The 11,783-nt window shown below is 44.0% G+C and carries 11 protein-coding genes; 10 read left to right on the plus strand and 1 reads right to left on the minus strand.

Annotated features, from left to right (window positions below; translation table 11 throughout):
* The first annotated feature begins 106 nt into the window (after positions 1-106).
* A complete protein-coding gene (trmY, locus tag RG963_RS11290; RefSeq protein ID WP_310576382.1) occupies positions 107-742 on the plus strand; it encodes a tRNA (pseudouridine(54)-N(1))-methyltransferase TrmY in 636 nt (211 codons plus the stop codon).
* Here trmY and RG963_RS11295 read toward each other — a convergent pair.
* A complete protein-coding gene (locus RG963_RS11295; RefSeq protein WP_310576383.1) occupies positions 707-940 on the minus strand; it encodes a hypothetical protein in 234 nt (77 codons plus the stop codon). The two genes, trmY and RG963_RS11295, sit on opposite strands and share 36 nt — an antisense overlap.
* A gap of 80 nt (positions 941-1,020) precedes the next feature.
* On the opposite strand from RG963_RS11295, the gene RG963_RS11300 reads away from it, so the two are divergent.
* From RG963_RS11300 to RG963_RS11340, 9 genes are all read left to right on the plus strand, one after another.
* A complete protein-coding gene (locus RG963_RS11300) occupies positions 1,021-2,316 on the plus strand; it encodes a tRNA pseudouridine(54/55) synthase Pus10 (RefSeq protein ID WP_310576384.1) in 1,296 nt (431 codons plus the stop codon).
* 145 nt (positions 2,317-2,461) lie between these two features.
* Entirely contained in the window at positions 2,462-2,755 is a 294-nt protein-coding gene (locus tag RG963_RS11305; RefSeq protein ID WP_310576385.1) for a 50S ribosomal protein L21e, read from the plus strand.
* A gap of 534 nt (positions 2,756-3,289) precedes the next feature.
* Positions 3,290-3,643, plus strand: a complete 354-nt coding sequence (locus tag RG963_RS11310; RefSeq protein ID WP_310576386.1) for an RNA polymerase Rpb4 family protein — start codon at positions 3,290-3,292, stop codon at positions 3,641-3,643.
* A gap of 335 nt (positions 3,644-3,978) precedes the next feature.
* Positions 3,979-4,710, plus strand: a complete 732-nt coding sequence (locus RG963_RS11315; RefSeq protein ID WP_310576387.1) for a DUF655 domain-containing protein — start codon at positions 3,979-3,981, stop codon at positions 4,708-4,710.
* Positions 4,711-4,792: 82 nt separating this feature from the next.
* Positions 4,793-5,734 carry a 16S rRNA (adenine(1518)-N(6)/adenine(1519)-N(6))-dimethyltransferase RsmA gene (gene rsmA / locus RG963_RS11320; protein ID WP_310576388.1) on the plus strand — a complete coding sequence of 314 codons (942 nt, stop codon included), beginning with the start codon at positions 4,793-4,795 and terminating at the stop codon, positions 5,732-5,734.
* Between the two features lie 3 nt (positions 5,735-5,737).
* Entirely contained in the window at positions 5,738-6,346 is a 609-nt protein-coding gene (locus tag RG963_RS11325) for a HemK2/MTQ2 family protein methyltransferase (protein WP_310576389.1), read from the plus strand.
* Positions 6,347-7,480: 1,134 nt separating this feature from the next.
* Entirely contained in the window at positions 7,481-9,139 is a 1,659-nt protein-coding gene (locus RG963_RS11330) for an ammonium transporter (RefSeq protein WP_310576390.1), read from the plus strand.
* A gap of 11 nt (positions 9,140-9,150) precedes the next feature.
* Positions 9,151-9,489, plus strand: coding sequence for a P-II family nitrogen regulator (locus RG963_RS11335; RefSeq protein WP_310576391.1), 339 nt, complete (start codon positions 9,151-9,153; stop codon positions 9,487-9,489).
* Positions 9,490-9,878: 389 nt separating this feature from the next.
* Positions 9,879-11,348, plus strand: a complete 1,470-nt coding sequence (locus RG963_RS11340; RefSeq protein ID WP_310576392.1) for a hypothetical protein — start codon at positions 9,879-9,881, stop codon at positions 11,346-11,348.
* The last annotated feature ends 435 nt before the right edge of the window (positions 11,349-11,783 follow it).

Genomic DNA, 11,783 nt, shown 5'->3' on the forward strand with positions numbered 1-11,783 from the left:
ATTGTCCTCAATCCTTTTTCAGGTTTTTAGCTTCTTTATTTCATGATATCTGCTTGCCTTTGAACATGCACACATCTTTTATATCCCTTACGTAAATATAGTGCCCATGCGCGATATCGTTATCATAGGACATAAAGCAAAAACAAGCGGGGATATTTCTTTAAACGATCTTCCAGGTTCTGCGGGAAGAATGGACATTCTTTGCCGCTGCGTAAGCTCTGCCCTTTTTCTCTCTTTCGGAATGCGCAGGGATGTAATCGTACACCTGCTCCTTTTAGGTGACCCTGACCCCGGAAAAATCATAAGGTTTGAAGGACTTCACCTGCGGTACCTGAACCCGGACGAGCGGAGCAGCGGCTCGCTGATCCAGAAAGCCCTCCAGAAGGATGCAACCGAGCAGGATATCCGTTCTACTCCAGGTGTCTGGATTCGCAGAGGGGACTTCAAGTCTCTGCTCTCCGAATTCGAAGGGCGCACCCTGCTTTATCTGAGAGAGGACGGGGAGGATATCCGGGAACTTTCCAGTGAAATCCGGGATCCGGTCTTTGTCCTGGGGGACCACACCGGTGTTACGGAAGAGGAGGAAAAACAACTCCTTGAGGCAGGGGCAAAAATTATCTCAGTAGGCCCTATTTCCCTTCATTCCAACCACTGCATAACCCTTGTCCACAATGAACTGGACAGGGCTGAAGCGAAAAGAGGAGAGTCACCAGGAGAAGCTGACTGCAGGGTCGAGGACTGAGCTACAATTAGGATTGGGCTGCAATTTTAGAGTTGTTTCAATACAAAAAGTTATATTCCATTTCCCTGTATCAGGATAGAAACTTATCCGGCTGTATTTTTTCCGGATATTTTTTTCGTACAATGCCTTTTCCCTATACTTGCCTTTCCGGAGAATTGCAATCAGGCATTTATGTTCCAGGATATTAGCTCTTATCATTATATTTATCTCTTACATTTAATTACTACTCATTCCCAGGTCTATTTCCCGAATAAAGAGCTTAAAGAGAGTGAAAGAAAATGGATGTACTCGAAATTTCAAAAAAAATTCTGCATGAAGGCCCGGTATGTGATCACTGCCTGGGCCGTCAGTTTGCAAAACTATCCACAGGTCTGAGCAACAGAGAACGCGGGCAGGCCTTAAAACTCACCCTCGTGCTGGAAGGGGACCGAATCTACAAAAGTGAAAACGACGATTCTCTTCTAAAGGAACTTGCCCCTTGCAGTGCGTTTTCAAGGAAGACTCTTGGAGCAACGGGGGAAGACGAGCAGTGCTGGGTCTGTCTTGATCAGTTCAAAAAACTGGACGAATGGGCAGATGAAGCGGCAAAAGTCCTCGAAGGCCTTGAGTATTCCACATTCCTTGTGGGCACGAAGGTCAGCGGACTTCTGAGCGAAAACGAAGAAATACTCTGGGCTGAGGCAGGAACTGCATATGCCGAACAACTCAAGTCCGAGCTTAACAGAGAAGTAGGCAAGCGGATTGCTGAAAAAGTTCAAAAAGATGTGGATTTTGAAAATCCGGACATTACAATTACTCTTGACCTTGCAAAAAATCAGCTTGAGCTGCAGGTCCGCTCTGTATATATCATCGGGCGCTACCGTAAAATGGTCAGAGGAATTCCTCAGACGCGCTGGCCGTGCAGGAAATGTAAAGGCAGGGGTTGCGAAAGCTGTAATTTTACGGGCAAGCAATACCAGGAATCCGTAGACGAGCTGATAAAAGGGCCTGTAATCGAAGCTTTCCAGGCAGTTGATACGGCTTTCCACGGGTCGGGAAGGGAAGATATAGATGCCCTGATGCTCGGAAGCGGCAGGCCTTTTGTAGTTGAAGCAAAATCCCCTCAAAAGCGTATCGCAGACCTTGAAGAACTTATGAGGAGCATTAATGAGAAAGCTGCCGGAAAAGTTGAGGTAGGAGAGCTTTCTTTCGTCGGAAAAGGTATGATTGAGACCCTGAAAAGTTCAAAGGCGGATAAAACTTATAAGCTTAAAGTTACATTTAAAGAGCCTGTTTCAGAGGAAAAGCTTAAATCCTGCCTTGAGTCTTTGAGTGGCATAGAAATCTCCCAGCAGACTCCAAGGCGTGTAGTTCACAGGCGGGCTGACCTTGTCAGGAAAAGGCATGTGCACAGCATCAAGCTTGATGAACTAACTGACGATGGTTACGCTTACATAACAGTAAACTGCGAGGGCGGACTGTATGTAAAAGAGCTTCTTTCCGGAGATGAGGGCAGGACAAACCCGAGCCTAAGCGGGCTTTTAGGTGTTTCCGCGCTTGTGGAAGATCTTGATGTGGTCAACGTCGATATCTGAACCGGATCTGAATCAGATTTATTTAATAAGTTAGGTCGGGAAATAATTGCCTGACTGAACGTCTTATTTAAATAATATCCATCTTATCTAGAGAAAAACTGTATACATAGAGAAATTAATCGAGCATTCTAAGGAGGAACATGCGATGACAAATTCCCATGGTGAAAGACGTTGTACAAGGTACAAACTACAGAAGACAGTTCGTGAAAGAGGGATTTCCCCCGTAAGCAAGGCAATTCAGGAATTCGAAGAAGGGCAGATGGTTCATATCGACATAGACCCGAGCATTCAGAAAGGCATGCCTAATCCGAAGTTCCAGGGTTCTACCGGAAAGGTTATCGGACAGCGCGGCCGTTCATATATGATGGAAGTTCGCAGCGGAAATGCGAAGAAGGTAGTTATTTCTCTCCCTCATCACCTGAAACCGCAGAAATATTAATTCCCATTCCAGGCAGTTAGGTTGTAAAACCTAACCCCTTTTATGAGTTTACAGTAGGCAGGCTTTTACCGTAAGCTCGGGCTTCAGCCTTTGATTTTCGATAGCTTGCGAGAGTTGCGGCCTGCAATTAAGTGTGAAATACTTAATGTCCCTTAAAAACCTGCTAAAAAAGGCAAGAGGGCGATTTGAATAAACTGCTTTTAAAAATGGGCATCTTATCTCGATATGGGAATATCTATAATTATATATCGTTTGTCAGACATATACCTGAACCATATCAAGATAACATTATTCAGAACAACTTCAAATTACCAAATACGGTCGAATTTCGTGCATAATACAATCTGGATGAGGCTTGATCCGATGCTGCAAAGGATATGCAGTACAAAGGCTGATTCATATTTCCGGATATTGACAGGCAGAAGTTTACTTGCAGCCAAGGAATTATTAGAGAATTGAAGAGTAATCAAAATAGATTACTCTGCAGGGAATGGCAACTACCTACAGTTTTTAAGTCAAAAAGAGTGTATTCCAATGATAGTTAAGGAAGTCATCAGTGAAGAATTATTGACGTTGGCCGAAGTCAAAGAGATACTTTCCAGGATCGCTGAAGAGCGTAGAGAGCAGGGGCTTGAAGTAGAATACGGGTTCCGAAAAGCCCTGCGTCATGCTGACCAGTTCTCAAAAATCAGCGGGGAAAAGTCAAGAGAACTGATTAACAGGCTATTAGAACTCGAAAAAATGAAGCCTGTAATCGCAGTCAGGATCGCAGACATTCTGCCTCAGTCCAGAGACGAAATCAGGTCAATTTATGCGAAAGAAAAGTATACCCTGAGCAACGAGGAACTGGACCAGATTCTGGATTATGTGCTGGAGACTATGGAATAAGCTATATAGCAGTTTTCATCTTGTTATTTATAAAGGGAAGTATCCGAAACTTAGAGTACTTTAAAGTATAAGGGAGTGCCCTGATCCGAATTCAAACACAGAGGACTCTTTGGATTACGGAATGTATCGAGTCCGGGAATACCGGTTACAGGGCAGTATAAAGTATTACGGAAAGAAGTATTACAGAAAGCTGGAAATTTGTGAATAGTTGACAGATCCGGATAATTGGGCAGGTCCTGAACCGGATATAAATAAGCTGGGCATATCCAGGTCTGGCATATCCTGAACACAGATGTCCATATGGGGTTTCATATTTATCGAGAGGATGGGTGCTGATGAAAGTAGAGAAGTCGCAATCAGAGAGATCGTACGCTGGCAGATCATCTGCTGAAAAACCTTCTTATGGCGGCAGGCGTCCGACAGGCAAACCGCAGTCAGATAGACAATCAGAAAGAGCTCCGCGCTCATCCGGAAAATCCATGGAAAATTCTCAGGACAGAGAGGAATATGTATGGGTTCTCGACTATCTCCCATATGGGAAGTCCGTCGACGGCACTTCTGCATTCCAGAAAAAACCTCTTGTCCAGGCTGTGGGAGACAAAAAGTTTACCCTTATGGAGCTTGTCCCCAAAAGTGGTGTGATTCCTGATATCCAGTCAAGAGTTTACATCGGGCAGGGAGACAGGACAGAAGTAGATCATGTAAAGCAGAGAATCGGCTATACGGACCTTACTACAGGGGCCAATCTTGAACTGCCTTTTATTCTTGAAGCCTGTGTGAGGCATCAGGAAGAACGCTTCGTAAAGTTCTTTAACGACGCCCATTCTATCACTACGCGCCTGCATATGCTTGAACTCCTGCCCGGAATAGGAAAAAAACTTATGTGGTCCATAATCGATGAGCGCAAAAAAGGTGACTTTAAGAGTTTCCAGGATATTCGCGAGAGAATTCCAAGCCTGCACGATCCGGCTAAAGTCCTTGCCCATAGGATCGAAGGAGAACTCAAGGATGATTTCATAAAGTACAGGCTTTTTACTGCTCCCCCGCGCCGCCAGAAGCCCGAGTGAACAGGGAACTCTTCCTGTTCTATTTTTTAGATATTATTCTGGCTGTTAAGTTTCTACAGATCCGGCATTTGATTGGTTCACATTGATAGGTTCAAAATTTGATTATTACTTTAATTCACAACAATTTGATTCACTTCGTACCAAGGTATTCGTTTTATTCAGGAGGTTTTCAGCTCTGGTTCGTTCTCTTCTTAATAAATATAACGTAAAAGGAGGCAGTTTTGATCAGCACTTTCTGGTCGATGCAGGCTATCTGGACAGAATTGTGACAGCTGCTGAGCTGGGGCCTGATGATATTGTTCTTGAGATAGGCGCAGGCGTCGGAAACCTTACTGAAAGGCTCGCAAGGAAGGCAAAAAAAGTAATTGCAATTGAACTTGACCCTGCCCTTGTTAATATCCTGCATGACCGTTTCGATAATGTCGGGAACATTGAGATCGTCGCCGGCGATGCTCTGAAAGTCGATTTCCCGGAGTTTGACAAGGTAGTTTCGAACCTTCCCTATTCCATCTCTTCGGAGATAACTTTCAAGCTCTTCAGGCATAAATTCAAACTCGGCATCCTCATGTACCAGTACGAGTTTGCGTTACGCATGGTCTCCCTGCCCAACTGCAAGGATTACTCGCGTCTTACTGTCAATACCTGCTATTTTGCCGATGCCTCTATTTTAATGAAAGTCCCAAAAGGGGCTTTCCAGCCGGAACCTGAAGTTGATTCGGCAGTGGTCAGACTTGTCCCCCGCCCGGTACCTTTCCAAGTCAAAGACGAAGCTTTCTTTATGGATTTTGTGACCTCAGTCTTCAGCCAGCGCCGAAAAAAGCTGAGAAATGCCATCATGAACATGAATCATGTGCTCAAAATTCCCGGAATTAAAGAAGTGGTTGCCCGGCTCCCTGAGGATTTAATGAGCAAGCGGGCTGAAAATCTTACTCCATGCGAGCTTGCAGAGGTTGCAAATCTGATAATTGACTTAAAGAATCTGGTTATCTTAAAAGAAGATAACTCCGAATCCCTAACCCGATAAATTATGGTCGAAATAGAATACGGAAAAGCCCGGGTCAAGCTAGGGGACGCAGACCATGTCTATGAGCCTGCAGAAGACTCTTTTTTACTCGCCGACGCAGCCCTTAAAGAAGCAGGGCCAGGCATGCGTATCCTTGAAGTCGGGACAGGTGCGGGCTTCATATCTGCCGTACTCCTTGCAAACCTGAAAGACATCCGTCTGGTCGCCACAGAAATTAATCCCCATGCCGCCCGCTGTGCGAAAGCAAACGGTGTGGAGGTAATCCGTACCGACCTTTTCAGAGGAGTCAGATCAGGAAGCCCGGAAACCCACTTTGATCTTATTCTGTTTAACCCGCCCTATCTACCCACTTCCGGGGAAGAAAAAGTTCCGGGCTGGCTGAACTATGCTTTTGACGGCGGAACCAGTGGGAGAGAGACCCTGGACCGATTTTTAGATGAGGTAAGGAACTATCTCAAGCCAGGAGGAATGATTCTTGTGCTTATCTCATCAATTACCGGGCTGGATGCTGTTAAGGAGAAAATGAAAGGTCTTGGGTTCGAGATCGATATTATCGTAAGGAAAAAAGTTTCTTTTGAGGAGTTGATGGTTGTCAGGGGGAAACTCCTGTGAACCTCCGGAAAACTACCCTTAACACTGCTATTTTTATTAAGTTCAAAGTATCCTCTTTAAATTTGATGGGTTTTCAATCACAGGAAAATATAATAGTTGCTCCATTCAGACGCAATGTCAAAATCTCGTGATGAACGTAAAATCAAAAATCACTATCTTTTAAAAAAGATCACAATTCTTTGAACGTGAACTATTGATTGATGCCAGAAGATCTCGAAAATGGAATTTTATTGAAGACTGAATTCTTCCTGGAAATTCACGATTTCAATCAAAAAATGCAAAAATAACTAGATTTTGACATTGTGTCTGGTATTAATAGCAGGACGCATGCTTCAAGGGGTTATATGAATGGTGAGATTCCTAAATGACTTTTATTATAAAGACTCCTATTTATGCTGTTTTGAGATTGTTTTTTTGCATTGGCAATAATTACATTGAAAAAATTTTATTAAATTAAAAACTAATAATCGTTTCCAAAACATTTTTGAAATAAAATATTTTTTAATAGTATGAAATCTCTTCTAAATTTCCGGTTTTGCAGATGAAGTATAGCGACAAAAGAGAAATATTTAAATAAAAGTAAGTCTCCAGTCTATTGCTGGTACTAAAGGTACTGTAGGACACCACAGGAGAATATTTAAATATAATTGAGTCACCAGCGAATTACCGGCAATACAAATAATATCTAACAATACAAATATATTTAAATTTAGTTAGGTTACCGGTGCATTGTCAGTTTACTGCTCGGAATTACGTGGATTTTAAAATATCTAGAATTACTTCGGATCTTAAAAAGCCTATTACTACTGTTTTTAAGTGTGTTTTTTATATAATAATAAAAATATAAACAAGTTTTATAACTCCAAATATAATTATCATACTTAATAATCATTTGTAATATGCAAATTATTAAATATAATTAAGTCACCAGTGCATTACCGGTAATATAAGCTATTTGCTGGACTACGAAGAAACCCTTAAATATAAATAAGTCCCCAGTTTATTGCCGGTTGTACAAGTGATATCCAATAAAAAAAGGAATTACGGCTCTTTTCTTATTGTGTGGATCAAACAAAATTAACAAAGAGCCGAAATCTCTTCTTGGTAATTAATTTTTAAGGAGGATCTAACCCATTGAATCAAACACAAGATAGTGACCAAGTAGTAGATGGCAAATTGACCGCAAAAATGAAGCGTACGCTGAACCTGACATCTCTTCTGGCGAAAGCTGTTTTTATACTATTAATCATGGCCGTTGCTTTTCCGGCCATAGCGATGGCGGACCAGCCGGCGGACCCTACGGGAACTAATACGGATTATTCCAGCTATGTCACGTCGAGCACGCCGGGAGCCGCGCCTTCTTTAGCGGACGTAGCCAGCGCTACAGGGCATAACACCGTGGCCATAAATATTATGTGGACATTGTTCGCGGGTTTCCTGGTCATGTTCATGCAGGCCGGGTTCGCGATGGTCGAGACGGGGTTCGTCCGCGTGAAGAATGTTGCACATACGATGGCCATGAACTTACTTGTGTATCCGCTGGGCATGCTGGGATTCTTCGTCACAGGCTTTGCCATCATGTTCGGAGGCATCGGCCCGCTTGCCACCCTGGGAGGCTATACAGGGCTTAACAATGAGTTCTCGATCAGCCTTCTGGGGCATCAGTTCGGCCTCTTTGGCATGACCGGGTTCGGGCTGATCGGCACGTACGATGTGGGTGTATTCACATTATTCTTATTTCAGATGGTCTTCATGGATACGACCGCGACGATCCCGACCGGAGCATTGGCCGAGCGCTGGAAATTCTTATCTTTCTGTATCATGGGGTTTATGATCGGTGCCGTCATATATCCGATCTTCGGTAACTGGGTCTGGGGCGGAGGTTGGCTAGCTCAACTTGGCGTTAATTTCGGTCTGGGACACGGTCACGTGGACTTCGCGGGCTCGTCGGTGGTGCACATGACCGGAGGAATGATCGGCCTGGTAGGCGCATGGCTGATCGGGCCGCGCATAGGCAAGTATAACAAAGACGGTTCAGTCAATGCCATACCAGGTCACAGTATTCCGATGGCCATAATCGGAACATTCATTCTGGCTTTTGGCTGGTTCGGTTTCAACGCGGGCTCGACCATGGCAGGCGGCGATCTGAGAATAGCCATCGTAGCCACAAATACAATGCTGGCTTCGGCGACCGGTGCTGTCATGTCCGTGGCATGGATGTGGAGCGTTCGCTCGAAAAAGCCGGACCCAGGCATGGCATGTAACGGCATGCTAGCAGGGCTTGTCGCTATTACCGCACCCTGTGCGTTCGTCAACCAGATCAGCGCCTCGATCATCGGCCTTGTTTCGGGAATTCTCGTCGTCGAAGCGGTCTTCTTCGTCGAGAGGAAGCTAAAGATCGACGACCCGGTCGGTGCTGTCTCCGTACACCTGGTCAACGGCGCATGGGGCTGTCTCGCCCTGGGATTGTTCGCGGACGGCAGCTATGGTTTCGGCTGGAATGGCGTGCCTGGAGCAGTGACCGGTTTGTTCTACGGCCAGCCTTTGCAATTTGCAGCACAGTTCATCGGTGTAGCTACCAACTTTATCGCGGTTGGTGGACTGGCATTTATCACCTATAAGCTGATCAACTTGATCACGCCGATGCGTGTGAGCCCCGAGGTCGAAATCGGGGGGCTCGACGTGCCCGAGATGGGTTGCCCGGGCTATGTGGGGGATATCCCCGAGACTGGAATGCATAAAAGCCTGGAGCCGGTTTACATGCATGAGCCGGTAGCGGTCGAGGCAAAATAAGAGGGAGCAACATGAAGAAAATAGAAGCAATCGTCAGGCCCACAAAGCTTGAAGAAGTGAAGAGATCGCTTGAAGATGTCGGCTTCAATAGCCTCACCATCACTGACGTAAAAGGCCGTGGCCAGCAAAAAGGCATTATCCAGCAATGGAGGGGGCAGGAGTACCGGGTTGATCTCTTGCAGAAGGTAAAGATCGAGCTGACTGTAAACGATGAAGACGTGGATAAGGTCATCGATACCATCGTTAGCTCCGCCCGGACTGAAAACATCGGAGATGGTAAGATATTTGTCTTACCTGTTGAAATGGCCGTAAGGATAAGGACCGGTGAAAGAGACGGAAAGGCCATTTAAGGCCTTTCTTATAGAAGTTCCGGGGTAAACAGATTCTCGGTAGTGTCCGTTAGTTATCGAGTATCATATGTATAGAAATCTCTATACAATTTTCCCAAAAATGGGAGGTATACTCGTTTTTCAGATTTTATCAATGACTCACGGACACAACCAAATTCTGTTGTTTATACTCATATCCATCTGTATTCAGTTCAGGAATTTGTAACTCAGTTCCAAAATCTAGTGTATCGATTCCAAAATACATCAATTATTAGTGGGAAATCCGTTGATCGATAGATAGATTCAAAATTTCAGGTTTGTGAACATACTTTGGAATCAATGCACTAGTATAATAAACCCGATTTTGTTCTTCCGGGTGAATGGTAGTTCATTTTCTCAAGGTGCGCAGATTGAAAAAACTAAATGTCGATATAGAAGAGTTCAAAAGGCTCCATGCTGAAGGCATGACCAACAAGGAAATTGCAAATGTTCTTGGTTTGTCTCAAGACATTGCACGCAAAATACGCTGTAATTTAGGGCTGCCATCACTTGCGAAAGGCCGAAGACCTGTAGTAGCCGAAGTTATAGATAATGATGAACTCAAAAAGCTCTACGCGAAAGGTCTTAGCGACAAGGAGATTGGCTCCGTCTTTGGCGTAAATGAGAAGACAGTTTTCAAAAACCGCCAAATTTTAGGTTTATGCAGGTGGAAAAAGTGGAATAACACAGCCTCTAACATAGAAAAGTTCAAACAGCTTCATTCAGAAGGCTTGAATGATAAAAAGATCGCAAATGCTCTCAATATATGCCGTGACACGGCACGTAAAATACGCAATGATCTAGGGTTGCCTCCACAGGTATTAGGTCGGAAACACGTTGACATAGAGGAATTAAAAAGTCTTTTTGCCGAAGGGCACACAGATGAAGAAATTGGCGCCGTTTTCGGTGTTAGTGCTTATACAGTGTATGAAAGACGTCGCGATTTAGGTTTATACCGGCGCAAGCAGCAGATCAGGTTCTACAACATAAATATGGATGAATTCAAAAGGCTGTATTCCGAAGGCATGAGTGATAAAAATATCAGCAAAGCACTTGGTGTATATCTTGAGATGGTCAAAGAAACACGTCACCAGCTAGGGCTTGCTCCAAATCATGGCCGGTTACACGAGAAGAAGCGAGAACTATATGACGCCGGAATGTCTGATGGACAAATTGCGAGAATAATTATAGCGAGCAAACAAAGCGTTGCTACATGGCGTCGAAACCACGAGCTTCCCGCGAATGATCCGGATGACGCGATTACTGATGCGCTCGATGCCGAGTTGTCAAAACCCGAAGAAGAGCCTATTCAGAGAGACTCGGAATCGCTTTTTAGTGATACCGAATTTTTGGAAAGCCTTGTGGGAAAGGCTATAAAGAAGAAAACCGTTGCTTCAGGATACACATTGAAAAAAACAAATGTCGATGAACTCAAAAAACTCTTTGCTGAAGGTCTTAGCGATGCTGAGATCGGCAAACTCTTTGGTGTTTGTGATAGAACAATTTCTAACCGCCGTCGACTTCTAGGGCTATTCAGGCAGAAGCCTAGACTGATCAAGCGGAATGACATTGATATTGATGAGTTAAAACGGCTCTACTGCGCGGGCATGAGTGATGTCGAGATTGGTAAAGCTATCGACATTTCTCAATCGGTTGTCTTCAGAATACGCCACCATCTGGGGCTTGCGTCGAATCGTGTAAGACGACACTGGGAGATACGTGAGCTATATGACCTGGGGCTGTCAGATCGTAAAATTGCGGAAATACTCAAAGTGAGACGAAAAAACGTCACTACATGGCGTCAAAGTCACGAATTGCCGCAAATGACCCTGATGATGTGATTACAGATGCTCTCGATGCCAAGTTGTCAAAACCAGAAGAAGAGTCTATTCAGAGAGACTTGGAATCGCTTTTTTGTGATACCGGATTTCTTGAGAAATGATGCTCTTTAATAGACAAATAGGATATTGTAGCAGTAGATAGCGTATGGATGTTATATTACACTCATGAATTAATTATATTTTTAAAAACAAGTTATAGTTTCAAACGTAAATATTTGAGACTTTCCATTATTTCAGTCGAATACCCTGCAGCTTGTTGCGGGAGGGAAACTTTCCCGAGAACCGTTAATGATACTATGATTTCTTTTGTAACCTAAATTGATAGAAGCATACATTTGTAATGTATAAATGGGTTTCATGTTTCGGTTTTCTTCATTCAATTCAAATTTCTTTCTTGTGCTTATTGATTTTTGACATTACTCATTTTACCTAAAT

The organism is Methanosarcina baikalica, assembly GCF_031461075.1.
GTDB classification, from domain to species: domain Archaea; phylum Halobacteriota; class Methanosarcinia; order Methanosarcinales; family Methanosarcinaceae; genus Methanosarcina; species Methanosarcina baikalica.

Coding starts and splice junctions, on each gene's coding strand:
- RG963_RS11325 (WP_310576389.1), top strand. CDS start 5,738: ATGGTCGAAATAGAATACGGAAAAGCCCGGGTCAAGCTAGGGGACGCA.
- RG963_RS11310 (WP_310576386.1), top strand. CDS start 3,290: ATGATAGTTAAGGAAGTCATCAGTGAAGAATTATTGACGTTGGCCGAA.
- RG963_RS11335 (WP_310576391.1), top strand. CDS start 9,151: ATGAAGAAAATAGAAGCAATCGTCAGGCCCACAAAGCTTGAAGAAGTG.
- RG963_RS11300 (WP_310576384.1), top strand. CDS start 1,021: ATGGATGTACTCGAAATTTCAAAAAAAATTCTGCATGAAGGCCCGGTA.
- RG963_RS11305 (WP_310576385.1), top strand. CDS start 2,462: ATGACAAATTCCCATGGTGAAAGACGTTGTACAAGGTACAAACTACAG.
- RG963_RS11315 (WP_310576387.1), top strand. CDS start 3,979: ATGAAAGTAGAGAAGTCGCAATCAGAGAGATCGTACGCTGGCAGATCA.
- RG963_RS11295 (WP_310576383.1), bottom strand. CDS start 940: ATGATAAGAGCTAATATCCTGGAACATAAATGCCTGATTGCAATTCTC.
- trmY (WP_310576382.1), top strand. CDS start 107: ATGCGCGATATCGTTATCATAGGACATAAAGCAAAAACAAGCGGGGAT.